The organism is Leisingera sp. ANG-DT (assembly GCF_000813785.1).
GTDB lineage: Bacteria > Pseudomonadota > Alphaproteobacteria > Rhodobacterales > Rhodobacteraceae > Leisingera.
Map to the genome: position 1 here is coordinate 52,190 of NZ_JWLE01000013.1, position 21,836 is coordinate 74,025.

25 protein-coding genes and 1 tRNA gene are annotated in these 21,836 nt (G+C 62.1%); 13 read left to right on the forward strand and 13 right to left on the reverse strand.

Annotation, left to right across the window (positions count from 1 at the left end; genetic code table 11):
• Positions 1–42 precede the first annotated feature (42 nt).
• The 6 genes from RA21_RS13930 to RA21_RS13955 all read left to right on the forward strand — a co-directional run bounded on the left by RA21_RS13930 (position 43) and on the right by RA21_RS13955 (position 4,842).
• Positions 43–333 (forward strand): SCP2 sterol-binding domain-containing protein, encoded by a 291-nt coding sequence (locus RA21_RS13930; protein WP_019294699.1) that lies wholly within the window; start codon positions 43–45, stop codon positions 331–333.
• On the forward strand, positions 333–1,295 hold the full coding sequence (locus tag RA21_RS13935) for an alpha/beta hydrolase (protein ID WP_039149898.1): 963 nt from the start codon (positions 333–335) through the stop codon (positions 1,293–1,295). Before RA21_RS13930 ends, RA21_RS13935 begins: the two co-directional genes overlap by 1 nt.
• A 148-nt stretch (positions 1,296–1,443) precedes the next feature.
• Positions 1,444–3,264, forward strand: coding sequence for a M3 family oligoendopeptidase (locus tag RA21_RS13940; RefSeq protein ID WP_039149901.1), 1,821 nt, complete (start codon positions 1,444–1,446; stop codon positions 3,262–3,264).
• The gene (locus RA21_RS13945; protein WP_019294702.1) at positions 3,264–3,743 is read left to right on the forward strand and encodes a GNAT family N-acetyltransferase; all 480 of its coding nucleotides are present in this window, start codon (positions 3,264–3,266) and stop codon (positions 3,741–3,743) included. The genes RA21_RS13940 and RA21_RS13945 overlap by 1 nt, the downstream gene beginning before the upstream one ends.
• A gap of 133 nt (positions 3,744–3,876) precedes the next feature.
• A complete protein-coding gene (locus tag RA21_RS22025) occupies positions 3,877–4,338 on the forward strand; it encodes a DUF995 domain-containing protein (protein ID WP_019294703.1) in 462 nt (153 codons plus the stop codon).
• A 111-nt stretch (positions 4,339–4,449) separates the two neighbouring features.
• Positions 4,450–4,842: a GFA family protein gene (locus RA21_RS13955; RefSeq protein ID WP_082008953.1), complete on the forward strand. Its 393-nt coding sequence runs from the start codon at positions 4,450–4,452 to the stop codon at positions 4,840–4,842.
• 114 nt (positions 4,843–4,956) lie between these two features.
• Here RA21_RS13955 and RA21_RS13960 read toward each other — a convergent pair whose 3' ends face one another.
• Positions 4,957–6,078, reverse strand: a complete 1,122-nt coding sequence (locus RA21_RS13960; RefSeq protein WP_039149909.1) for a serine/threonine protein kinase — start codon at positions 6,076–6,078, stop codon at positions 4,957–4,959.
• Positions 6,079–6,334: 256 nt separating this feature from the next.
• On the opposite strand from RA21_RS13960, the gene RA21_RS13965 reads away from it, so the two are divergent.
• Positions 6,335–7,618, forward strand: coding sequence for a methyltransferase family protein (locus RA21_RS13965; RefSeq protein ID WP_082008954.1), 1,284 nt, complete (start codon positions 6,335–6,337; stop codon positions 7,616–7,618).
• Between the two features lie 28 nt (positions 7,619–7,646).
• Here the strand turns inward: RA21_RS13965 and RA21_RS13970 are convergent, their stop codons facing one another.
• The 3 genes from RA21_RS13970 to RA21_RS13980 all read right to left on the reverse strand — a co-directional run bounded on the left by RA21_RS13970 (position 7,647) and on the right by RA21_RS13980 (position 10,517).
• Positions 7,647–7,916 (reverse strand): DksA/TraR family C4-type zinc finger protein, encoded by a 270-nt coding sequence (locus RA21_RS13970; RefSeq protein WP_019294707.1) that lies wholly within the window; start codon positions 7,914–7,916, stop codon positions 7,647–7,649.
• 517 nt (positions 7,917–8,433) lie between these two features.
• Positions 8,434–9,330: an RNA polymerase sigma factor RpoH gene (gene rpoH, locus RA21_RS13975; protein WP_019294708.1), complete on the reverse strand. Its 897-nt coding sequence runs from the start codon at positions 9,328–9,330 to the stop codon at positions 8,434–8,436.
• Between the two features lie 161 nt (positions 9,331–9,491).
• The gene (locus tag RA21_RS13980) at positions 9,492–10,517 is read right to left on the reverse strand and encodes an RluA family pseudouridine synthase (protein WP_039149912.1); all 1,026 of its coding nucleotides are present in this window, start codon (positions 10,515–10,517) and stop codon (positions 9,492–9,494) included.
• On the opposite strand from RA21_RS13980, the gene RA21_RS13985 reads away from it, so the two are divergent.
• Complete coding sequence (locus RA21_RS13985) at positions 10,516–10,821, forward strand: DUF6476 family protein (protein WP_019294710.1); 306 nt, start codon at positions 10,516–10,518, stop codon at positions 10,819–10,821. The two genes, RA21_RS13980 and RA21_RS13985, sit on opposite strands and share 2 nt — an antisense overlap.
• A gap of 11 nt (positions 10,822–10,832) precedes the next feature.
• On the opposite strand, the gene RA21_RS13990 is transcribed toward RA21_RS13985, so the two are convergent.
• Positions 10,833–11,372 (reverse strand): hypothetical protein, encoded by a 540-nt coding sequence (locus RA21_RS13990; RefSeq protein WP_241481991.1) that lies wholly within the window; start codon positions 11,370–11,372, stop codon positions 10,833–10,835.
• A gap of 188 nt (positions 11,373–11,560) precedes the next feature.
• Here RA21_RS13990 and RA21_RS13995 point away from each other — a divergent pair, with 188 nt between their 5' ends.
• Positions 11,561–11,911: a hypothetical protein gene (locus RA21_RS13995; RefSeq protein WP_019294712.1), complete on the forward strand. Its 351-nt coding sequence runs from the start codon at positions 11,561–11,563 to the stop codon at positions 11,909–11,911.
• 227 nt (positions 11,912–12,138) lie between these two features.
• Here the strand turns inward: RA21_RS13995 and RA21_RS14000 are convergent.
• Both RA21_RS14000 and RA21_RS14005 read right to left on the reverse strand, forming a co-directional pair.
• Positions 12,139–12,215 (reverse strand) — tRNA-His (locus RA21_RS14000).
• Positions 12,216–12,391: 176 nt separating this feature from the next.
• Complete coding sequence (locus RA21_RS14005; RefSeq protein WP_039150078.1) at positions 12,392–12,889, reverse strand: GNAT family N-acetyltransferase; 498 nt, start codon at positions 12,887–12,889, stop codon at positions 12,392–12,394.
• Positions 12,890–12,979: 90 nt separating this feature from the next.
• Here RA21_RS14005 and RA21_RS14010 point away from each other — a divergent pair, with 90 nt between their 5' ends.
• Complete coding sequence (locus tag RA21_RS14010) at positions 12,980–13,165, forward strand: DUF6324 family protein (protein ID WP_019294714.1); 186 nt, start codon at positions 12,980–12,982, stop codon at positions 13,163–13,165.
• A gap of 125 nt (positions 13,166–13,290) precedes the next feature.
• Positions 13,291–14,838: a hypothetical protein gene (locus RA21_RS14015; RefSeq protein ID WP_039149918.1), complete on the forward strand. Its 1,548-nt coding sequence runs from the start codon at positions 13,291–13,293 to the stop codon at positions 14,836–14,838.
• A gap of 65 nt (positions 14,839–14,903) precedes the next feature.
• Here RA21_RS14015 and RA21_RS14020 read toward each other — a convergent pair whose 3' ends face one another.
• Both RA21_RS14020 and RA21_RS14025 read right to left on the reverse strand, forming a co-directional pair.
• Positions 14,904–15,386, reverse strand: a complete 483-nt coding sequence (locus RA21_RS14020; protein ID WP_036761719.1) for an MmcB family DNA repair protein — start codon at positions 15,384–15,386, stop codon at positions 14,904–14,906.
• A gap of 350 nt (positions 15,387–15,736) precedes the next feature.
• Positions 15,737–16,063: a hypothetical protein gene (locus RA21_RS14025; protein WP_019294717.1), complete on the reverse strand. Its 327-nt coding sequence runs from the start codon at positions 16,061–16,063 to the stop codon at positions 15,737–15,739.
• 218 nt (positions 16,064–16,281) lie between these two features.
• Here RA21_RS14025 and RA21_RS14030 point away from each other — a divergent pair, with 218 nt between their 5' ends.
• On the forward strand, positions 16,282–17,361 hold the full coding sequence (locus RA21_RS14030; RefSeq protein WP_152610552.1) for an acyltransferase family protein: 1,080 nt from the start codon (positions 16,282–16,284) through the stop codon (positions 17,359–17,361).
• Between the two features lie 6 nt (positions 17,362–17,367).
• On the opposite strand, the gene nusB is transcribed toward RA21_RS14030, so the two are convergent.
• From nusB to RA21_RS14050, 4 genes are all read right to left on the reverse strand, one after another.
• Positions 17,368–17,850: a transcription antitermination factor NusB gene (gene nusB / locus RA21_RS14035; RefSeq protein WP_019294719.1), complete on the reverse strand. Its 483-nt coding sequence runs from the start codon at positions 17,848–17,850 to the stop codon at positions 17,368–17,370.
• Complete coding sequence (locus RA21_RS14040; RefSeq protein ID WP_019294720.1) at positions 17,847–18,398, reverse strand: 6,7-dimethyl-8-ribityllumazine synthase; 552 nt, start codon at positions 18,396–18,398, stop codon at positions 17,847–17,849. Before RA21_RS14040 ends, nusB begins: the two co-directional genes overlap by 4 nt.
• Before the next feature lies 1 nt (position 18,399).
• Positions 18,400–19,527: a 3,4-dihydroxy-2-butanone-4-phosphate synthase gene (ribB, locus tag RA21_RS14045; RefSeq protein ID WP_039149924.1), complete on the reverse strand. Its 1,128-nt coding sequence runs from the start codon at positions 19,525–19,527 to the stop codon at positions 18,400–18,402.
• A gap of 216 nt (positions 19,528–19,743) precedes the next feature.
• Positions 19,744–20,331, reverse strand: coding sequence for a riboflavin synthase (locus tag RA21_RS14050; protein WP_039149927.1), 588 nt, complete (start codon positions 20,329–20,331; stop codon positions 19,744–19,746).
• Positions 20,332–20,494: 163 nt separating this feature from the next.
• Between RA21_RS14050 and RA21_RS14055 the strand changes: the two genes are divergently transcribed.
• On the forward strand, positions 20,495–21,787 hold the full coding sequence (locus RA21_RS14055; protein WP_039149929.1) for a capsule biosynthesis protein: 1,293 nt from the start codon (positions 20,495–20,497) through the stop codon (positions 21,785–21,787).
• Positions 21,788–21,836 lie beyond the last annotated feature (49 nt).

A 21,836-nucleotide genomic window follows, 5' to 3' on the forward strand; every position in this document is an offset into this window, starting at 1 on the left:
AGGTTTGTGCTATAAGGCGCGCAAAACAGATTGAGGATCAAGATGAGCGTTACCCTTGAACAGGCAGCTGAGGCCCTGAACGGCAAACTGGACGCAGGCGAATTCACCGCCTCCGCCAAGTTCCAGATCGAAGGCCTGGGCGCCATCATGCTGGACAGCTCCGGCGCCCGCGTCGCCGACGAAGAGGCCGATGTCACCATGTCCGCCGACGCCGACACGTTCCAGTCGATCCTTGAGGGCGACCTGAACCCGACCGCCGCTTTCATGTCCGGCAAGCTGACCATTGACGGCGACATGGGCACGGCGATGCAGCTCGCCTCGGCGCTGGCCTGATGGACGGCGCTCCGGTGGACCTCCAGCCCGCCCCCTTGTTTGCGGAGATCGCGCAGGGACCGGCAGGCGGGGAAGCCCACTGGGTGCACACCTCAGATGGCCTGCGCATCCGCGCGGGCCACTGGCGTCCTGAAGGGGAGGCAAAGGGCACGGTCCTGCTGTTCCCCGGACGCACGGAATACATCGAGAAATACGGGCCCGCCGCGGCCGAGTTTGCCGCCCGCGGCCATGCCACCCTGACCGTGGACTGGCGTGGCCAAGGGCTGGCCGGACGGATGCTGGCCGAACGGCGGCTAGGCCATGTCGGCCATTTCACCGATTTCCAGAAAGATGTGCAGGCGCTGGCCGCGCTGGCCGCGCAGCTGGACCTGCCCCGGCCCTGGCACCTGGTTGGCCACTCGATGGGTGGCGCCATCGGCCTGCGCGCCCTGATCGAGGGGCTGGAGGTCAACTCCTGCGCCTTCACCGGCCCGATGTGGGGCATCCAGATCCCGCCGCTGCTGCGCCCGCTCGTCCACGCCCTTGGCGGCATCGCGCCGCTGCTGCGCCTGGACGAACGGCTGCTGCCGACCACTGCGCTGGAGCAATACGTGCAGATCACCCCGTTCGAGGGCAACACGCTGACCACCGATCCGGAAATGTACAAGCTGATGCACGCCCAGCTGGCGGCACAGCCGGATCTGGCGCTGGGAGGTCCCACCATCCAATGGCTGCGGGTCAGCCTGCAGGAATGCGCGGAACTGGCAGCGATGCCCTCCCCCGCCCTGCCCTGCATCACCTTCCTCGGCACTGACGAGCAAATCGTCAATCCCGGCGCCATTCACGACCGCATGAACCGCTGGCCGGGCGGCGAGCTGGACCTGATCAAAGGGGGGCAGCACGAGGTGATGATGGAAACCCCGGAAATCCGCGCCCATGTGTTTTCCCGCATGTGCCGCCTGTTTGATCAGTACAGCCGCTGACCCCCGTTGCCTGGGCTGCGTACGCCCCGTTTACCCGGCTCTTACCCGAAAATGCCATTCTCTTGCGGCCCGGCGTCCGGCCTGCTTGTGATCCCGCAAGCCCGCCCTTAGATGTTGGGTCAACGAATTTCTCATGACAGGAGCCCCCATGTTCCAGCTTCCCTTCCCCGTCCGCGACGCAAACGCCACTGCCGGTTCCGGCGGCCTCGGCGATCTGCCGGAATGGGACCTCAGCGATCTTTATGCGTCTGAGGACGCCCCCGAACTGGCCCGCGACCTGGAGTGGCTGGAGAAGGAATGCGCCGCATTTGCCGCCGATTACGAGGGCAAGCTCGCTGATCTGAATGCAGACGGGCTGCTGGAATGCGTGCAGCGCAACGAGAAGATCAACAACATCGCCGGCCGCATCATGTCCTTTGCGGGGCTGCGCTATTACCAGCTGACCACCGACGCCGACCGCGCGGCCTTTCTGTCCGATTGCCAGGAAAAGGTCACCATCGCCACCACCCCGCTGGTGTTCTTCACGCTGGAACTGAACCGGATCGAAGACAGCGTGATGAACGCGCATCTGGCCGCCAATGCGGAACTGGCGCGCTATGACAGCGTTTTCCGCCGCATCCGCTCGATGAAGCCCTACCAGCTGTCGGATGAGCTGGAGAAATTCATGCATGATCTCGGCATTGTCGGCGACGCCTGGGAAAAGCTGTTTGACGAGACCATCGCGGGCCTCACCTTCACCGTGAACGGCGAAGAGCTGAACATCGAAGGCACCCTGAACCTGCTGACTGAGCAGGACCGCAGCAAGCGCGAGGCCGCGGCCCGCGAACTGGCGCGCGTCTTTGGCGAGAACATCAAGACCTTCGCCCGTGTCCACAACACCCAGGCCAAGGAGAAAGAGATCATCGACCGCTGGCGCGGCATGCCCAGCCCGCAGACCGGCCGCCACCTCTCCAACGACGTGGAGCCCGAGGTCGTCGAGGCGCTGCGCGAGGCAGTGGTTGCCGCCTACCCCAAGCTTTCCCACCGCTATTATGAGCTGAAGCGCAAATGGCTGGGGCTGGACGTGATGCAGGTCTGGGACCGCAACGCGCCGCTGCCGCTGGAGGATACCCGCACCATCGGCTGGGATGAGGCTGAAAAGACGGTGATGGAGGCCTACAACGCCTTTGATCCCCGCATGGGTGAGATTGCCGCGCCGTTCTTCTCGGACGGCTGGATCGATGCGGGCGTGAAGCCCGGCAAGGCGCCCGGTGCCTTTGCCCACCCCACCGTCACCAACGTGCATCCTTACGTGATGCTGAACTACCTGGGCAAGCCGCGCGACGTGATGACCCTGGCGCATGAGCTGGGCCACGGCGTGCATCAGGTGCTGGCGGCGGAACAGGGCGAAATGCTGTCCTCCACCCCGCTGACCCTGGCGGAAACCGCGTCTGTCTTCGGCGAGATGCTCACCTTCCGCAAAATGCTCGACAACGCTGAAACCAAGGCGCAGCGCAAGGTGCTGCTGGCCGGCAAGGTCGAGGACATGATCAACACGGTTGTGCGCCAGATCGCCTTCTATGACTTTGAATGCAAACTGCACGCCGCCCGGTCTGAGGGCGAACTGACCCCGGATGACATCAACGCCATCTGGATGTCGGTGCAGGCGGAATCGCTGGGCGAAGCGTTTGAGTACATGGACGGCTACGAGACCTTCTGGGCCTATATCCCCCACTTCGTGCACTCGCCCTTCTACGTCTACGCCTATGCATTCGGCGACGGCCTGGTGAACGCGCTCTACTCGGTCTATGCCGAGGGCGGCGAAGGGTTCGAGGACAAGTATTTCGAGATGCTCAAGGCCGGCGGTTCCAAGCACCACAAGGAACTGCTGGCGCCCTTTGGCCTGGACGCCACCGATCCCAAGTTCTGGGACAAGGGCCTTTCGATGATCTCCGGCTTCATTGACGAGCTGGAAGCGATGGAAGACTGATGCCAATAGCCCTGCGCCCGGTGGCCCGCAGCGAGTTTGACCTAGTAAGCCGTATTGAGGTTGAACCGGATCAAATCCGTTTTTCCGGCACCGTAGCGCAGGCTTTTGGAGAAGATGAGGACGGCGTGGATTTTCACGCCATCCTCGACGGCACCCGCGCGGTCGGGTTCTTCAAAACAGACCGTCTTTATCATGAGACCTATGATTTCGCGGAGGCAAATACCCTGGGCCTACGCGGCTTCATGATTGATCGCCGCGCGCAGGGCAAAGGTTATGCCACTGCCGCCGTAGCGGCCCTGAAAACCTACCTGCCCGCCCAATACCCGGATCGTCCTGCCGTGGTGCTGACGGTCAACATGCAGAATCCTGCGGCAGTCCGCTGCTACCTGAAAGGCGGGTTTCAGGATACAGGGGGCATCTACCCGCACGGCCTTGCAGGCCCGCAGCACATCCTGCGGATGGCGCTGCCGCAGGGCTAAACCTGCACCCTAATTCGCTACCAGGGGCGGCCACTCTAAGCAGCAAAATCTAATACAGCTTGCAATCACGCCGTCGGATTTCCGAACAATTTATGGTATAGTCACTCCGTTCACCAGTTGGAGGGTACAAGTGATGTCTGTGTTCAAGAAAATCTGCGTTTTGGCGTTTGCGTCGATCATTGCAGCAGCACCAGCTTCTGCGGCTGGCCCAGACAAAAAGAACGGGGTCAGCGGTGAAACCATCGCCAAGCTGTACGCCGGGAAAACCTGGATCTGGAGCAAGGGCGGCACCTATTGGGCGCCAGACGGCAGCTTTCAAGCTATCTGGGAAGACAGCGTCGGCCTCGGCAAATGGTATGCAACCTCCAAGGGCAATCTTTGTTATGAAGCCCTCTGGTACCACGGCAAAGACGAACCAGGCAAACAGCGCAAGGAGTGCTTCCGCCACGTCGCCGACAGTCAGGGCCAGCTATGGAAGTACAGCGACAAGGACAAGTCCTGGTACAAGCCGACTAGAGAGTTTGCTGAGCGCATCAAGCCAGGGAACAAGATCAGTTCTCGGGTACGCAAGCTGAGAAAACGCTACGGGGTATAAAGGCACTCATCAGGCGTCAAATGACGCTGCCAGCCGCATCGGCTTCGCATACATTCCAGACATGCAGCACCCCATGCCCAAGGATGATCCCATCAGCCAAGGGAGGCCCCCATGCAAGGACGCTGCCTGTGCGGATCGGTGACATTCAACGTGGAACTGCCGGTCTTGTCGGTCGTGAACTGCCATTGCGAGAGCTGCCGAAGGCAATGCTCGGCGCCGATGACCACCTATATCGGCGTCACCGACGGCCAGTGGCAATGGACCGGAGAGGAGCCGAAACTGTTCCGGTCATCCCCGGGAGTAGAGCGGACATTTTGCGGCACCTGCGGCTCGCCCATGTCGTTCCGCTCGCAGGCGATGTCCGGCACCATGCATTTCTACGTTGCGGCGATGGCAGACCCGGAGGCCTTTGCCCCGGCCCTGCATGTCGCCCATGAAGAGAAGCTCTGCTGGTTCAACAGCGACGACGGGCTGCCCAAGCGCACCGGGCCGGAATACCTCTGACCGGCGCCCCGGATACAGCGCAACCAGAATTCTGCAAGAATTCCGGCCAGGAAAACGCATGTTTTCCTGGCCGTTTCCCGCGCCGGGTAACGGCGCAGGGGGTCCCAGAGGGCCTTATTGATGCGGGAAATAGTCTTCACACTCCCCGTCGCGGTAGACATCCGCGGTACAGCAATGCAGACCGCCGCCAAAGGCATAGGCGTCACGCAGCTCGACTTCGACCACTTCCATGCCCAGCTTGTCCATCTGCTCTGCCTGGTAGACCTCTGATTTCTCGACGCAGACGGTTTTCGGGTCCAGCACCAGCACATTCATCGACAGCCAGGTCGAGGAATAGCACAGCGGCGGCGGGGTGTTGTGGGCCGGCTGGGCCGCGTCGACGATGTCCCAGCCGTTCTTGTTGAACATCTCGCGCTGCTCCTCCGGCAGGCGGCGCTGGGGGTTGTTCAGGATCAGGCCCGGGCGCAGCGGCGTGAAGGTGGCGTCGATGTGGATCGGGTACGGATCGCCCGGGAAGTTCACCGTGTGCACCCGGTGGTCCGGGAAGTGGCGGCGCAGCCATTCGATACCCTTGAGGTTGGTGGTGAAGCCATGCTGCACCACCAGATCCTTGCCAAAGCGCAGCACGTCGGCGGCATCGAACAAGGGCTCTTCCTCGGTGGTGACAAAGAACTTCTCCGCTGCCCATTCCAGCCGCTTGGCCACCCCGATTTTGTCGCTGAGGTAATCCGGGTGGTAGTCCGCGTCCGTGAGGCGCGGCTTGGGCGCGGCCTCGTGGCGGAAGTTCGGGTCTTCCTCCCAGTACTGCTTCAGCAGCGGCCTGTAGTTCAGGTATTCGAACCAGCGGCAGCGGTAGGACATGGTGGCTTCGAGCATCTCATGGCCGACGGTCAGCAGCACGTCGCGCGGCGGCATGCAGCCGAACTGGCTGTCGGTGTGGAAATCCGGGGTGGTCACCGGCTGGGAATGGTCGATGGAGACCGGGCGGTCCACCCGGATGCCGCGGCCGCGCAGCTGATCGGCGAAGTTGTTCAGCAGTTCGTTGGCGCGGTCTATGGTCTCCTGCGGGCGGCGGCCCCACTGGCCGCGCATGTCGCTGTCTTCCGGCACCTTGGCATCCAGCGCGGGCTCTTCCGGCGGGATGTGGCAATCATCGGCACGGCCCACAATCACATGGCGCAGCGTGTCCCATTCATTCCAGCTTTTGACTTCAGTTTTTTCCGGCGACCAGGCCATGAATGCCTCCCTTGTCTTGGGAGGCAAAGGCGGGGCCTTCAATCTCCCGATTGAAAGTCCCGGCGTACAGGAGCGTGGTTTTGGGCCAGAGCGATCTGCCTGCGGCGACGCCATCGCCTGTGAGCCCGGCGCAGGATATAACACTGGCAGGGCAAGCGGGGAAGAGGCTTTGGCCGTTCGCGGCGGCGAGGGATGAAACTGCCGCAGAACGGGCTAGGGTCAGGAGACAGTGATACCAGGAACCGGTTTCAGCAGAATGAGTGACAGGCCCGCGTCAGCACCGCCGCCCTCGGCCACCAGCCAGTTTACAATGCTGCTTGGGCTGGCGGGCTATGTCTCTGCTTTGGTCCTGCTGCACGGCAGCGGTACCGCGAGGGTTGAGGCGGGGATAATTGCAATGCTGGCAACCGCATTGCCGATGCTGGGGCATGAGCTGCTTTGGCTAAGGACATGTTCAGACCCGGCGACCGGGCTTGGCCGTCTTGGGCAGAAGCAGATCAACTGGCCGCGGATCCTGCAGAAGCTGGCCGGGCTTTGCGGCACGCTGGCCGTGATCGCTGCCGCCTATTGGCTGTTTCCGGAATACCACCGGAGTTTCTATACACCGTTCTGGGAGGCCTGCCGCATCGCTCTGCCGGTTCTTCTGGCTCTGGCAGTGCCCTATTTCATCGTGGTGGATTTGCGGATGGAGGCCCCCGGCGACGGTTACCAGCATGCGGGCTATCTGTTTCTTGGGCAGCTGGACAAGGTGGATTGGGAGGTTCTGCGGGACTATGCCCTAGGCTGGCTTATCAAAGGGTTCTTCCTGCCGCTGATGTTTGTCTATTTCAGCGGCAACGCCGCCTATCTGCTGAAAACCCCGCTGGCCGCCGCGGTGGATTCCTTCCCCGCCTTCGTCCACTACATGGGACGCCTGACAGTTGGCATCGACCTGGCCTTTGTCAGCATCGGCTATGTTCTGACGCTCAGGCTTACCAATTCCCACATCCGCTCCTGCAACCCGCTGTTCTGGGGCTGGGCGGTGACGCTGGCAATGTATGTGCCGTTCTTCTCGATCATCGGGCGCAAGTACCTGGACTACAACGATGGATTGGGCTGGCTGGACATGCTGGGCGGCTGGGGTCCTGGAGTTGCACTGTGGGGCAGCGTCATCATTGCGGCCAAGCTGCTGTGGGCCTGGGCCAATGCCTCATTCGGCATCCGGTTTTCCAACCTGACGCACCGCGGCATCATCACCAACGGCCCTTACCGCTGGACCCGCCACCCGTCCTATCTGTTCAAGAACATCTCCTGGTGGCTGTTGTCAGTGCCGTTCTTCACCACTGAAGGGGCAGGCGAAGCGCTGCGCCTGTCGCTGCTGCTTCTTGGGATCAACGGCATCTACCTGCTACGCGCCAAGGCGGAGGAGCGGCACCTGTCCGAGGACCCGGCCTATGTGGCCTATGCCATGTGGATTGAGCAGCACGGCAAGCTGCGCTGGCTGGGCCGCGTTCTGCCGGCGCTGCGGTATTCGCCGCCCGAAACCGCCCCTGCCCGGTAGACCCCTCGGGCGCTGACGCCAGGTATGATTACTTCAGCTGGCTGTCCTTGGAGCCGCGCCGGTTGATGCCGCCGCGGGCCTGCTGGGCGCCGTCGCGCTCCTGCTGGCACTCGATGCACAGCTTGACGCCGGGGATGGCGATGCGGCGTTTCTCCGGAATCGGCTCCTCACATTCGGCGCAATGGGTCAGGCTTTCACCAACGGGGCGTTTCTGCGCCTTCATCCGTGCCAGTTCGTCATTGATCGAGGCTTCGATCTGCTCATTCACCGCGCCGTCTTGCGCCCAGCCGCCTGCCATGACCCTTCCTCCTGTGCCAGAGGCGTAAATTTAGGCGTACTAGGTCTGCCTGACCAGAGGCGGCTGCCGCCAATTTCCGAGTAAATCTATCAACTATTTGATTTCATTGCATTTTCCGTTGACCTCCCTGCCCCTCCCGGCTACACAGAATACAGAAATTGCAAGCAAGCCAGAATCACCAGGCCGCAAGCAGCCAGCGCTCCAGCCACCCGTCAGGGCAGCCAGACAGCAAGCCTCGCCAGCAACCAGCGTGATTTCAGCCAGCCGCGTCTAGACATCTCAGCCAGCAATTCTGCCAGCCCACGCCCATTCAGCCGCGCACCCAGCAGTTCGCCAGGCCCGTGCCAGACAGGTTTCCCCGCCAGCATTTGCCAGCAAGACAGGTCAGCACATATGACCAAATGTTTCGCGCGCGAAACATTACGGCAGAACCACTGCCGTAAAGCCAGCATCATTGTCAGATGACAAAAAAGGCGGTGCACTGCACCGCCTTTCATTCGTTCTATTGCGTTCCGGATCAGGCGCCGTTCAGCATGCCTTTTTCCATCGCCAGGTCGCGCATCTTCTTCTGCAGCTTTTCAAACGCGCGCACTTCAATCTGGCGGATTCGTTCGCGGCTGACATTATACTGCGTGCTCAAGTCCTCCAGCGTGACGGCCTGATCCATCAGCCGGCGCTGGGTCAGGATGTCTTTCTCCCGGTCGTTCAGCACGTCCAGCGCCTCGGCCAGCAACTCGCGGCGGGCTTCCAGCTCATCACGGGCCTCATAATCGCCGGCCTGGTCGGCGTCTTCATCCTCCAGCCAGTCCTGCCACTGCATGGTGCCTTCGCCCTCAGAGCCGACAGTGGCATTCAAGGACGCATCGCCGCCGGACATGCGGCGGTTCATCGAGATAACCTCGTCCTCTGTTACGCCAAGGTCATGAGCAATCTGCGCGACATTCTCGGGGCGCAAGTCGCCCTCCTCAAGCGCGCCGATGCGGGCCTTTGCCTTGCGCAGGTTAAAAAACAGCTTCTTCTGCGCCGAGGTGGTGCCGAGCTTCACCAGCGACCAGGAGCGCAGGATATATTCCTGGATCGAGGCACGGATCCACCACATGGCATAGGTTGCCAGGCGGAAACCCTTTTCCGGATCAAAGCGTTTCACCGCCTGCATCAGGCCGACGTTCGCCTCAGAGATCACTTCGGCCTGCGGCAGGCCATAGCCGCGGTAGCCCATGGCGATCTTGGCCGCCAGCCGCAGATGGGACGTGACCATCTTGTGGGCCGAAGCCGCATCCTGCTCCTCAACCCAGCGCTTGGCCAGCATGTATTCCTCTTCCGGCTCCAGCAGTGGAAACTTACGGATTTCCTGGAGATACCGGTTCAGGCCGCCTTCGGGCGTCGGGGCAGGCAGGTTTGCATAATTCGCCATATAAAGTGTCCCTCCCAAAATGTATAAGGACTTAACATTAGCGCATATGTGATAGCGCTAAGCCCTTTTCAAGGACCGCTTAAGGAATTCTTCTATGGTAGCCCGAGTCTTTTCGTCTGTGAATTGCGTCACAGGAGGGAACACGCTTATTTGCTGTCAGTTTACTGGCGCAAGGCGTCCAGCAATGCGGCCATATCCGGGGGCAGCGGCGCCTCGAACCTGAGAGCCTCCCCGCTCACCGGGTGATCAAACCCCAGAACCGCCGCATGCAAAGCCTGGCGCGGGAAGGCCTGCACCGCCGCCTGCCCGGCCTCGCTGAGCGTCTTGGCAGCCAGCTTGCGGCGGCCGCCATAGGTGGGGTCGCCGATCAGCCCGTGGCCGGCATGGGCCATATGCACCCGGATCTGGTGGGTGCGGCCGGTTTCCAGCCAGCATTCGATCAGCGCCAGACTGGGCGGTGTGCCGAAACTTTCGACGATGCGGGCGCGGGTCACCGCGTGGCGGCCGCCCTGAAACAGCACCGCCTGGCGCTGGCGGTCGGTCTTGTGGCGGGCCAGCTGGGTGGTGAGCTTGAGGATGTTGCCCGGCTCGAAACTGGCGCCCTTCACGCCGCGCAGGCGGGGATCGTTGCCGTCCGGCACGCCATAGCAGACGGCCTGATAGTAGCGCTCCACCGTGTGCTTCTCGAACTGCGCCGCCAGCCCCTGGTGGGCAGCGTCAGATTTGGCCACCACGAGGAGACCTGAGGTTTCCTTGTCGATCCGGTGCACGATGCCGGGGCGTTTGACCCCGCCGACGCCGGAAAGGTTGCCGCCGAAGTGATGCAGCAGTGCGTTAACCAAAGTGCCGGAAGGCGACCCCGGCGCCGGATGCACCACCATGCCTGCGGGCTTGTTGATGACAATCAGGTCGTCGTCCTCATGCACGATTTCCAGCGGAATATCCTCTGGGCCGATGTGGCTGTCCTCGGCCTCTTCCACCTGGATAGCAATCTGCGCGCCCTCGGCGATTTTGGCCTTTGGGTCCTGCACGACGGCGCCGTCAACCATCAGCGCGCCCTCCTCGATCAGCCGGGCCAGGCGGGTACGCGACAGCGACGCCTCCTCTGGCACATCGCGCGAAACCGCTTTATCAAGCCGCTTAGGCGGGTTTTCCGCGATGACAAACTCAATCCGGCGGCTGCCCATGACTGATCCTTCCGAGACCGAAATCCAAACGGAGCCGCCGCAGATCCGGTTCCTGCGGCGGCTGGTGACCACGCTGACCGTGGTGATGATTGGCGGGCTTGTAGTGATTATCTCGCTGCTTGTCATCCGCCTGCAAGACACTGACGCGCCGCTGCCCGCAGAAATCACCCTGCCCGAGGGCGTGGAGGCCGAAGCGGTGACACTTGGGCGCGACTGGATCGCCGTCGTCAGCCAGGACAACCGTATCCTGATCTTTGACCGCGAGAGCGGCGCGTTGCGTCAGGAAGTTCAGATCACCGACTGAGCCGGGACCGGTCAGGACCTCAGCAGCACCTTGTTGGAATCGATCGCTGCGGCGATCTGGGCGTATTGGGTTTGCCGCTCCTGCGCAGCTTCTGCACTGCGCAAAAGAATTGTGGCAGCCTCATCCAGAATGCGGGTTGCTTCCAGATTCACTGCCGCCTGCGCCGCAGAATTGACTGGGATCAGCGGACGGCTGGTGCGTTCCGCCGGGTTTGCTGTGCTGGTCACAGAGACCCGGCCCCGGGCCGGATCGCTGTTCTGGCGTGCCAGCCGCTTGAGCCGCTGGGAAGTGTCCTTCAGCACTTCGCGCACCTCATCATAATCGGTGCCTTCCGGGATTCCACCGGCGGCGGTTTCCAGCCGTTCCGACAGGCAGTCCACTTGAAGCGCCGAATCACCAGTGGCCCGGCAAAACGCCTTGGCGGCAGCCAATGTGGCCAAAAGCTCCCCCAGAAACGCTGCTGAACCGTACTCGCCAGCAGGAATTACCACTGAATAGGTCACCGGGGCCTGAGCCAGTGCCGGAACGCTCCCCACTGCCAGACAGGTCATGCCTGCAACCAAGCTTCTGATGGCTGTTTGAAACATATTGATACCCTCGCTACGGTCTGAAACCGCTCATTCTACGGCGCATCTTGGCAGCATCCCGCCGGAGCAATGCCGCTGCCAGGCAGCTATATTGCCCGGAGCCAAGCCGCCGGTTAACTTTTACACATCGTAAAGCATAAGGTTGTTTTTCCATGCGCACCAGTATCTTGCAGGCAGCTTCACTCATCCTTCCGCTTACTCTCGCGGGACAAGCGGCCCTGGCCCAGGCCGACCCCGCACTGGAGGAAGCCAAGCGCCGTTTGGCCTGTGGCGCCGGTGTGCCCGTCTCCGCCAGCTACTTGCCGGACGGTTCGCTTCAAGTGACTTGCCAGGCACCTGGCGCAGAAGCCGTGGCACAGACCAATACCAGCGGCCTGCCGAACACCGGACTGACGGAAGGTACAGCAGCCGCAGCCATCGGCGGCGTCCTGTTCATTGCGCTGATTGCCGATGGCGATGACGGCACGGCCACTACCACGACCACCTCGACCGGAAGCAACTAAGCCCTCCTGCCGGTTGAGCAAAGAATCGGCACTTCCGCTCTGATAACTGCCGGGACCAGATGGGGCCGCCGCATCTCTGTGCGGCGGCCCTCTTCTTGTATGCATACCTCCAGACCGGAGCAGGCATCCTGCCGAGGAAACAACACCCGACGCGATCAGACAGCGCCGCTCACCGACAGCAGCAAGCGGTGTCTGGCGAACTGGAACAGTATTCTTTTTTGGGGAGATGGTACCGCCTCCCCGGCTTGAACGGGGGACCTCTGGATCCACAATCCAGCGCTCTAACCAACTGAGCTAAGGCGGCACTGAGGGGCCGTTTATAGCACGCTCCAGAGGCGTGCAAGAGGTTTTTCGCCTTTCTGTTTCAGAAATCCGCTGTACCAGATTGCACATTCTCCAGTTCCCGGGCGGCACAGGCGAGACCGCGGAAAGTTGTCCACAACCGCTTGCATTCAAACCTAATTTTCCGCCCGCCCCTGCTCAGGCCACTGCGTCCTGAAACGACAGGCTCCAGGTTTGTTCAACCAGATCCTGACCGTAATTGCGCACTGCGCGGCTGTCCTGCAACTGCCAGCCGAAGGCTTGGTACAGAGCACAGGCCGTGCGGTGGCTTTCGTGCGTTTTCAGCATCATGCCGCGGTAGCCCGCACCCCGGGCAAACTCCATGCAGTCGCGCAGGAGCCGCTTGCCCAGCCCCTTGCCGCGCGCCTTGGGCGTCAGGAGGAACAGCCGCAGCTGCGCGGTATCTTCGGTCTTTTTCATGCAGAACACCGTGCCCAGCCGTTCCTTGCCGCTGACCGCCATCCAGCCGCGTTCGCAAACCGGGTCATGACTTGCGCAGAAGCTGTGCACGATATCCGCGACCTGCGTTCCGAAACTGCCGTCGAAACCGGCCTCTTGGGCATAGATATCCTGGTGGCGGGCCACCAGCCATTGCATGTCAGTAGGGGCGAATCGGCGCAGCGTTACATCCATCATGCTGACAGTGTAGCGCAAACCCGGCTTGTGTTTCAGCCTGTACCCGGCTAGCACCAGCATTCAAGCAGCTGGCCGCCAGTGGAGTGCAAAATGGGCATCAATACCGAACGCGACGTGGAAGCAAACATGCAGATCGGGCCGACCGACCAGGGCATGGTGCGGATCTTCATCGAGGCGGGCGGCGTCGAGATCCCGATGGACTTTGACCCGGAAGAAGCAGAAGAGATTGCCGACGAGCTTCGCGCTGCGGCGCAGGCGGCCCGCACAGTCAAATAAGGCAAGCTTTCGGAAAATCCGACGCTGTTTTCACGCGAATTTTCTGAACTGCAATTTTAGCTATTATATCTATCTAAAGCCCCAAGGCTCACCCTTGTGCTCAGCCAGTTATCGGAGTGAGTACAATGGTGAACCTGACGAGCAGCGCAGCAACCCCCTTCTTCTATTCGGCGCAGCTGACCGCCGTGACCAGCGGCGCGAGCGCCTCTCTGGGCGGGATAAACCCTGCCCTCGGCGTGAGCGCCGATGAATTGCAGCAGGAGGCCAACGGGCTGTTCGGCAGCCAGGGCCGCCGCGGACCGGAAGGACTGCCGCCGGCGGCGCACGGCTGGGAGAAACCGCAGGTGCAAACCGCAGTTGTGAAACTGGGCGGTGCACCGGCAAGCCCTGCCCCTGTCCCCCCCCCTGCGCCCGCTCCTGAAGCCGCAGCGCAGCCTGGCGCCATAGCGGCACCCGCTGCACCGGAGGCGACCGTCGCGCTGCAGCCCGCTCCCGTGCCCGAAGTGGAGGTCCTGCCGCCTCAGGAGGTGACTCAGGCCAGCGTGGCCAGCCCGGAAGCCAGCTATTATGAGAAGCGCATTGTTGAAATGGCCAAGGCGCTGCATGCACTGGCCTCTCAGCCCTGGCCGGAAAATTCTGTCGCACTGATCCTGCTGACCGGACTGCCCGAAGAACAGGGTGAAGCCCCGGTGCAGCCAGCAGCAGAGCAGCCGCAATCCCCGCCGCAGGACATTCCCGCCACCGTGGCGGGTACGGCGGCAACCGCAGGCGATGACAGCGTGGAACTGCGCGCCGATGTCATCCGGCAGGTTGCCACCGGCGACGGGGCTGATGCCGTGGCGCTGGAAGGGCGCATTGTGCAGGGCATTCACACAGACCGCGCGTCCGCCCAGCCTTTTGAAGGCCGGGGCTTTGGTTATGGGCGCAGGTTCGGACGCATGCAGGGCAACGCCTTCGGGCACCAGAACGCCCCGGGCCGTGGCCGCTGGCAGGCGCAGTTTGCCAATGCGGATTCGGTCTCGATCCGTGCCCGCCACGCCCGCAACATCAGCACTGGCGGCGGCGATGACGCAATCGCCATCCAGGCGGGCACACTTCGCGGGGTCCGAGCGGGAGATGGCAATGACAGCATTGCGGTGGCGGCTACACTTGTGTCGCGCATCCGCGGCGGTGCGGGCAACGACATGATTTCAGTCGCGGCGCAACGCGCCCTGCGTGATTGGCAAGAGGGGCCGGCACCAGCGTTCAATCCCGGCGCACCGGCAGCGGAAAAGATGCGCCAGGCGCTCAGCAACTATGCTCAGGTCAGCGGCGGCAGCGGTGATGACCAGATCACTCTGCAGGTGGGCGAGACCCTGGCCGCGCGCGGCGGCAGCGGCGACGACCGTTTCACCCTGCAGGGCGGCACCGTGGCTCTGCAGTACAGCCATGGCGACGGCCACGACACTGTCGAGCTGACAGAGGGCGCAAATGCTGTCGTGCAGCTGCGTGAGATGGGGGCCTCCGCCTATAGCACCAGCCGCGACGGCGACACACTGACACTGAGTTTTGATACCGGCGGCAGCATTACCTTCACCAATGTCGCCCAAGGCGGAGCGATTGGTGTCGCCACTGACCCGAACGCCCCCATAGCGCTGCTGCACCAGCCCGCCGCGCTGAACGCAAGGGCCTGAACCGGCAGAGCCGCCCGCAGCGCGCCGCAGGTGCGCTGCCTGGCCCAAGGCGCCCGCAGCCCGGATCACCAGTCCGGCTGTTCCTCTGCTGCGCCGCCTATCAGCAGCCCATCCTTGCCCGGACGCGGATCGCGCAGGACCTGCAGGCGGCGGGCAGCGTCCATGGCGAACTTCTGAACCAGTTTCTTGCGCCGGGCCGGCGCCAGCTTATCCTCCGGCGCCATGCGGATGATTTCTGCATCGTATGGATCGGCAATGATCAGCCCGGTGCCGTCGGGCAGCAGCTCTGTTGGGAAATCCATGTCCACCGCCCAAAAGTAGCGGTCGCACCATTCCAAATACCCCTCCCACTTGCTGTCGGACTGGAAATCGGCGCGGCTGGACTTGCATTCGATCACCCAAAGCTCGCCCTTGGGGCCAAGCGCCATCACATCAACTCGCAACCCGCGGGCCGGCACGAATTCCTCCAGCGGCGCATAGCCAAGCGACCGCAGATAGCGCGACACGCCGCGGGCGAGTTTCTGTCCTGGTTGCAGATCTTCCATCATGCGGGCAAATGTGAACAATTGGGGAACAAAATGCAATGCCGCGCTTTTGCCGCGAAACGCTGCCGGATGCGGCCTGCCCCCTTGTATCGGCGCCTCTGGCAGCTTACTTACGGGCTTGGCGGGTTCTGCCCTTCTCGTGACAGGCAGCATTCCGGTGGCCTTAAGCAATTCCGAGGGAGCTGGCTCTGTCCGGATCCTGGTCCGTTTACCTGGCGCCCACCTGTATATACAGGTCCTCGGGAATCAAAGCCGCACGGTTGACTGGTGGTCCCGCCGCTTTTCCCCTCAGCACAAACAAAAACCGCGCCTTCCAGGTGGAAAGCGCGGCGGAATGTGTGCTTGAGAGCGGTTCAGCGGCGGCGCAGTTGGCGCTGCTGGCGCGAGGTTTCCTCTGCCGGGACGCGCACTGGCTGGAAATCATGCGCCACCGGGGTGCCACCGCGGGGGCCATCGTTTTTCTCTGCCATGGCCATCACTGCCCAAGCGAACTGAACGCCTGCAAACACGATGCCATTCATGAACCACAGCAGGAACACCGCCAGCAGCCCGACGTCAGAGGCGGAGACCAGCGCCCAGAGGTTCATTACGTTGAACCACAGAAGCATTGCCACAAAAGCCGCAGCGATCCCAAAGCCGATCACCACGTTGCGGATATACATTTTCACCAGTTCAGGCATCTCAAGTCCCCCAGATAAGCAAGAGGAGGTTATCAGCCTTTGCGGCGGCGTCCAGCGCTTGTTTGCCGCATCAGCACAAAATTGAAGAGCAGGCGAAACTTTGCCTTTTCACGCCTATCTGCGTGGCGATCCGGCTTGCGGCAAACACACCATAGGTTGTAAGCCGAAGGGAAGCCATTTCCTAATTTCATGATTTGAACCAGTTCAGGAAATTCAAAATGACAGAATTTTCCACCGCCTTAGCCAAAGGCAAAAACGCAGGCACGCCTTCCGTTCGTGGAAAACCTCAGGTTCACAACATCCAGTATCTTCGCGCAATCGCGGCAATGGGCGTAGTTGTTTTCCACGCAGGCTCTGTCCTGAGGGCTGGGAACATCAGTTTTGAACCTCTGGCGTTCGGAGCAAGCGGCGTAGACCTGTTCTTTATTATTTCCGGTTTCGTCATGGTCTACACGACCCATGACCAAATGACCGCCCGAGAGTTTGCCGCCAAGAGAATGATCCGCGTCGTTCCGGTATATTACCTGATTACCCTCTTGGTCTTCGCGATTTCCATCGCAGCGCCATCACTACTGCAGGCAACCACTTCGGATCCGGTCCAACTGATCAAATCGCTTTTGTTCATACCGTTTGAGAAGTCCAACGGGCTGGTTCAGCCAATCGTCTTTGTCGGCTGGACCTTAAACTATGAAATGGCTTTTTACGCATTGTTTGCAGCCAGCCTGCTGCTGCCTGCGCACCGGACTGCCTTTGTTCTGGCCGTTCTTGCGGCCGCGGTCTGCCTGCATCCGTTTTCCAATGGAACGCTGGCCGCGTTTTATACCTCGCCGATCCTTCTGGAGTTTGCCGCCGGTATGATCCTTGCCCTGATATGGCGAGGCCGCCGCAACCGCCGGACCGGTGTCTTGTTAGTGTGCGCTGGCATCGGAGCCGTCATTCTGCTGGCTCAAATCCCGGGATTGCACCGCAGCCTGCTCTACGGCCTGCCCTATTTGGCCCTTACGGCTGGCGTGCTCCTGCTTGAAGGCAGCATCAGGCACAACAGGATCCTGGCTCTCCTGGGCGACGCGTCATATTCCATCTACCTGACGCATTTCTTCGTGACCCAACTCTTCGCCAAGATCATCAAAGGCCTTGACGCAGGCCCGGGCGTGGCCCTGATTGCCTTTGCAGCCTCAATCATTGCCGCAGCAGCCGCAGGTGTCCTGTTTCACAAGATTGTGGAAGCACCGGTGACCCGCAGCCTGAGCGGCACACGGAGCAAAAAGGACAAGGCCCGCCGGTCCGCGGCGGTCTGAAGGAAATCAGAAGGCTTCCGGCCGGGCCTCGCGCGCCATGTGGTCGAGCACGGCGTTGACAAACTTCGCCTCCTTGCCTTCAGGGAAGAAGGCGCGGGCGATATCGACAAACTCGTTGATCACCACCTTGGGCGGGGTGTCGGACTGGGTCAGCTCCGCACCGGCGGCGCGGAACAGCGCCCGCAGCGTCGGATCGATGCGGGCGATCGGCCATTTCGCCACCAGCGCCCGGTCGGTCATCTGGTCGATCTTCGCCTGATGGTTTACCGCCTCGCGCACCAGTTGGCGGAACACCTTAGTGTCGCCTTCCGCCATCTCGTCGCCCTCATAGACAGCGCCGAAACGGTGGTCCTCAAACTCGACGATCACCTTGTCGAAGGTGAGGCCGCTGTGTTCCATCTGGAACAGCGCCTGCACGGCGTATAGCCGCGCTGCCGATCTCATCTGATTCTTGCCGTTGCCCTTGGGGCGGCTGTCCTGGGTGCTCATGCGCTGGTGGATCCGTTGTCTGTACCGGCAACCTGGTAGGCCCCTGCGGGCGCCTTGAAGCCGATGCCTTTGGTCTGGGCGCCCCACTTACGCGTGAGTGCGATCAGATGCAAGGCCGCAGCAGCCGCGCCGCCGCCTTTGTTCTGATCGGCAGTATCGGCGCGCACTTCTGCCTGCTTGCGGTTTTCCACGGTCAGAATGCCATTCCCGATGCAAAGGCCCTGCAGCCCCATCAGTTGGATCGCGCGGGAGCTGTCATTGCAGACGGTCTCATAGTGGGTGGTCTCGCCGCGGATCACGCAGCCCAGCGCCACGTAGCCGTCGAAGTTGGACGTGCGGTCGGCAATCGCAATGGCGGTCGGCACTTCCAGCGCACCGGGCACTTCAACGATTTCAAACGTGCCGCCTGCGGCTTCGATCTCCGCCGCGGCGCCCGCAACCAGGTTGTCGGCGATATCCTTGTAATAGGGTGCGACAACGATCAGCAGTTTCACCGGCTTGTCGAATTCCGCGCGCGGCAGGGTGTAGTGGGTTTCATGTCCAGCCATTTCAAGCGTCCTTCAGAATGGGGCGGCTGCCGGTGATGGACAGCCCATAGGCGTCCAGCCCGACATATTTGGTCGAGGGCGAGTCGGTCAGCAGGACCAGTTCGTGCAGGCCCAGGCTCGACAGGATTTGGGCACCGATACCGGTCTGCTTGATGGTTACCGTGCGCGGTCCTTCGTCCTCATTAGCATAAAGCGCATTGCGCGGCTGGCGGAACAGGGTCACGACACCGCGGCCCTCCTCGGCAATGATCTCCATCGCGCGGGGCAGCTGGCGGGCGGACTTGGGGCCGAGGCCCAGAATGTCGGTCGCCTCATGCAGCGCGTGGGTGCGCACCAGCACTGGTTCCGGCGCGGTAATGTCGCCCTTGATCATCACCACATGCTCGATGCCGTGGGTCTGGTCAGTAAACAGCCGCATTTCCCACTCGCCGCCGATTTCGGAGTTGACGGTTTCGCGCGAGGTTTCCACCACCAGGTTGTCGTTGCGGGCGCGGTAGGTGATCAAGTCGGAGATGGTGCCGATCTTCAACCCGTGCTTCTGCGCATATTCCACCAGGTCAGGCAGACGCGCCATGGTGCCGTCTTCCTTCATGATCTCGCAGATCACGGAGGACGGGTAGTGGCCCGCCAGACGGGCGACATCGCAGCCGGCCTCGGTGTGGCCCGCACGGACCAGCACCCCGCCCCGGCGCGCGCGCAACGGGAACACATGGCCGGGGGTCGCAATGTCGGCGGCGGTCTTCTCAGGATCAATGGCAGTGGCCACGGTCAGCGCCCGGTCAGCAGCAGAAATGCCGGTAGACACACCTTCGCGCGCTTCGATCGAGACGGTGAAGGCGGTCTCGTGACGCGAGGAGTTGTGCAGCGCCATCATCGGCAGGCCCAGTTCCTCGATCCGCTCGGCTGGCATGGTCAGGCAGATCAGTCCGCGGCCGTGGGTCGCCATGAAGTTGATCGCAGCGGCATCAGCGTGCTGCGCGGGGATCACCAGGTCGCCTTCATTTTCCCGGTCCTCGTGGTCGACAAGGATGAACATGCGGCCCTGGCGGGCCTCTTCGATGATCTCTTCAATCGGGCTGATGGCATCGCGCAATTGCGACTCAACCGGCCCCGGTGTTTCAAAGCTCATATGGCAGCCTTTCAATGCGCATGGGCAGCACGCCTGGCACTGCGGGTTCTTTCCCAGCCAGATAGCCCAGGCCGGCGGCAAATGCCAGTCCTGCAAACGGCAACCGGACGTCCGGACGCGTCCTGTGCATGGATGCACAGGTTGCTGAGGGGCGCTGCCCCTCGGCCTCCGGCCTCACCCCGGAGTATTTTAGGAAAGATGAAGGGGCGGGCTCGTTCAGCCTGCCTCGTGGAGCCGGGCGACGTAGCGGGCCAGGGTGTCGATTTCCAGGTTGATGCGGTCGCCCAGCTTCACGTCACCCCAGGTGGTGACTTCCTTGGTGTGCGGAATGAAATTGATGCCGAAATCGCAGCCATCCACATCATTCACCGTCAGCGAGGTGCCGTTCAGCGCGACGGAGCCCTTGGGCGCGATAAAGCGGGCCAGAGCCTGCGGCGCGCGCAGGGTGACGCGGGTGCTGTCGCCCTCGTCTTTCATCTCCACCACTTCGGCGACACCATCCACATGGCCAGAGACAATGTGGCCGCCAAGCTCATCGCCGACTTTCAGGGCGCGCTCCAGGTTCACACGCTTGCCGACGATCCAGCTGTCCAGGTTGGTCTTGGACACGGTCTCTGCCGAGATCTGCACGTCGTACCAATCGTCGCCCAGCGCAATCACGGTGAGGCAAACGCCATCAGAGGCAATCGAGGCGCCGAGGTCGATAGTGGCAGTGTCATAGGCGGTGCGGATGCGGGCGCGCAAGTCGCCCTGCTGTTCCAGTTCGGCAATGGTGCCCACATCGGTGATGATGCCAGTAAACATGGGTGCGCTCCCCGCAGGTCATATGTCATTCCTGCCGCAGAGGTAGCCAAGCGGCGCAGCCTTCACAAGCCCCGGCTTGTGTTTGCGGTGCGCACAGCCATAGTTTCGCCCCAGTCAAATGATAATCAAATCCTGAAAATGCTCCTGTAAAACCTTTCTCGTGATGCCAAACGCCCCTGTGAAACACCGCAGCTTCCTTTTCCTGCAAGGCCCGCATGGTCCATTCTTTGCGGCGCTTGGCCGGATGCTGCGCACCGCTGAGTGCGAGGTTGCGCGGGTCGGGTTCAATGCAGGCGACCAGGCATTCTGGCGTGGCAGGGACAGTTATATTCCCTTTACCGGACGCCCTCAGGAGTGGCCCGGATTTCTGACCGGCCTGCTGGACAGCCGCAGTGTCACGGACATCGTCCTGTACGGGGACACCCGCCCCATTCATGCGGCCGCAGTTGAGGCCGCACGGCAACGCGGGATCACAGTGCATGTGTTCGAGGAAGGTTACCTGCGGCCCTATTGGGTCACCTATGAGCGCGGTGGCGCCAATGGGCATTCGCGGCTGATGGACATGACAGTGCCCGGGATGCAGGAAGCGCTGGCACTGTCAGACATGGAGGCACCGCTGCCCCCTGCACACTGGGGCGACATGCGCCAGCATGTGTTTTATGGCGCGCTTTACCACTGGTTCGTGATGTTCCGGAACCGCAAGTACCGCAACTTCCGTCCGCACCGGGCGCTGCCGGTGACCAAGGAATTTCAGCTGTACCTCAAGCGGTTGCTGCTGATGCCCGTGCAGGCCCTGGAACGGCGGCTGGCGGAGCAGCGCATCCGCAATGGCGGCTTTCCCTATCACCTTGCGCTGTTGCAGCTGGAGCATGACAGCTCCTTCCAGAAACATTCGCCTTTCAACAGCATGCGCGATTTCCTGGATGAAGTGATCCGCGGATTTGCCGAGGGGGCGCCGCGCCACCATCACCTGGTGATCAAGGCGCATCCGCTGGAGGACGGACGGGCACAGGTGCGCCGCACGCTGCGCCGCCTGGCGCGGGAGCAGGGCATCTCGGGCCGGGTGCACTATGTCCGTGGCGGCAAGCTGGCGCAGCTGTTGAACGAGGCCCGCACTGCAGTGACTGTCAACTCCACCGCGGGGCAGCAGGTGCTGTGGCGCGGCATACCTTTGCGGGTCTTCGGGCGCGCGGTCTACGGCAAACCGGAGTTCGTATCGGAACAGCCGCTGGCCCAGTTCTTTGCCGCCCCCTGCCGTCCCGACAGCCGCGCCTACAAGGATTACCGCCGGTTCCTCCTGGAAACCTCGCAGGTGCCGGGCGGCTATTACTCCCGTGAAGGCCGCCGCCAGCTGCTGCGCCAGGTTGCAGACATGATGCTTGCAGATGAAGATCCTTATGACGCGTTGCGCCTGGGGACAGCGGCACCGCGGCAACAGTTGCGCCTGGTGACCTGACCCGGCTTTTCCCAAAGACTGGATTTTTTACTGCCAGCCGGTTAGGTTG

What these genes read in the sequence shown, in the direction of transcription:
- RA21_RS13930 (WP_019294699.1), top strand. Translation starts at nt 43, where the DNA reads ATGAGCGTTACCCTTGAACAGGCAGCTGAGGCCCTGAACGGCAAACTG.
- RA21_RS13935 (WP_039149898.1), top strand. Translation starts at nt 333, where the DNA reads ATGGACGGCGCTCCGGTGGACCTCCAGCCCGCCCCCTTGTTTGCGGAG.
- RA21_RS13940 (WP_039149901.1), top strand. Translation starts at nt 1,444, where the DNA reads ATGTTCCAGCTTCCCTTCCCCGTCCGCGACGCAAACGCCACTGCCGGT.
- RA21_RS13945 (WP_019294702.1), top strand. Translation starts at nt 3,264, where the DNA reads ATGCCAATAGCCCTGCGCCCGGTGGCCCGCAGCGAGTTTGACCTAGTA.
- RA21_RS22025 (WP_019294703.1), top strand. Translation starts at nt 3,877, where the DNA reads ATGTCTGTGTTCAAGAAAATCTGCGTTTTGGCGTTTGCGTCGATCATT.
- RA21_RS13955 (WP_082008953.1), top strand. Translation starts at nt 4,450, where the DNA reads ATGCAAGGACGCTGCCTGTGCGGATCGGTGACATTCAACGTGGAACTG.
- RA21_RS13960 (WP_039149909.1), bottom strand. Translation starts at nt 6,078, where the DNA reads ATGGCCTGGTCGCCGGAAAAAACTGAAGTCAAAAGCTGGAATGAATGG.
- RA21_RS13965 (WP_082008954.1), top strand. Translation starts at nt 6,335, where the DNA reads ATGAGTGACAGGCCCGCGTCAGCACCGCCGCCCTCGGCCACCAGCCAG.
- RA21_RS13970 (WP_019294707.1), bottom strand. Translation starts at nt 7,916, where the DNA reads ATGGCAGGCGGCTGGGCGCAAGACGGCGCGGTGAATGAGCAGATCGAA.
- rpoH (WP_019294708.1), bottom strand. Translation starts at nt 9,330, where the DNA reads ATGGCGAATTATGCAAACCTGCCTGCCCCGACGCCCGAAGGCGGCCTG.
- RA21_RS13985 (WP_019294710.1), top strand. Translation starts at nt 10,516, where the DNA reads ATGACTGATCCTTCCGAGACCGAAATCCAAACGGAGCCGCCGCAGATC.
- RA21_RS13980 (WP_039149912.1), bottom strand. Translation starts at nt 10,517, where the DNA reads ATGGGCAGCCGCCGGATTGAGTTTGTCATCGCGGAAAACCCGCCTAAG.
- RA21_RS13990 (WP_241481991.1), bottom strand. Translation starts at nt 11,372, where the DNA reads ATGACCTGTCTGGCAGTGGGGAGCGTTCCGGCACTGGCTCAGGCCCCG.
- RA21_RS13995 (WP_019294712.1), top strand. Translation starts at nt 11,561, where the DNA reads ATGCGCACCAGTATCTTGCAGGCAGCTTCACTCATCCTTCCGCTTACT.
- RA21_RS14005 (WP_039150078.1), bottom strand. Translation starts at nt 12,889, where the DNA reads ATGATGGATGTAACGCTGCGCCGATTCGCCCCTACTGACATGCAATGG.
- RA21_RS14010 (WP_019294714.1), top strand. Translation starts at nt 12,980, where the DNA reads ATGGGCATCAATACCGAACGCGACGTGGAAGCAAACATGCAGATCGGG.
- RA21_RS14015 (WP_039149918.1), top strand. Translation starts at nt 13,291, where the DNA reads ATGGTGAACCTGACGAGCAGCGCAGCAACCCCCTTCTTCTATTCGGCG.
- RA21_RS14020 (WP_036761719.1), bottom strand. Translation starts at nt 15,386, where the DNA reads ATGATGGAAGATCTGCAACCAGGACAGAAACTCGCCCGCGGCGTGTCG.
- RA21_RS14025 (WP_019294717.1), bottom strand. Translation starts at nt 16,063, where the DNA reads ATGCCTGAACTGGTGAAAATGTATATCCGCAACGTGGTGATCGGCTTT.
- RA21_RS14030 (WP_152610552.1), top strand. Translation starts at nt 16,282, where the DNA reads ATGACAGAATTTTCCACCGCCTTAGCCAAAGGCAAAAACGCAGGCACG.
- nusB (WP_019294719.1), bottom strand. Translation starts at nt 17,850, where the DNA reads ATGAGCACCCAGGACAGCCGCCCCAAGGGCAACGGCAAGAATCAGATG.
- RA21_RS14040 (WP_019294720.1), bottom strand. Translation starts at nt 18,398, where the DNA reads ATGGCTGGACATGAAACCCACTACACCCTGCCGCGCGCGGAATTCGAC.
- ribB (WP_039149924.1), bottom strand. Translation starts at nt 19,527, where the DNA reads ATGAGCTTTGAAACACCGGGGCCGGTTGAGTCGCAATTGCGCGATGCC.
- RA21_RS14050 (WP_039149927.1), bottom strand. Translation starts at nt 20,331, where the DNA reads ATGTTTACTGGCATCATCACCGATGTGGGCACCATTGCCGAACTGGAA.
- RA21_RS14055 (WP_039149929.1), top strand. Translation starts at nt 20,495, where the DNA reads ATGCCAAACGCCCCTGTGAAACACCGCAGCTTCCTTTTCCTGCAAGGC.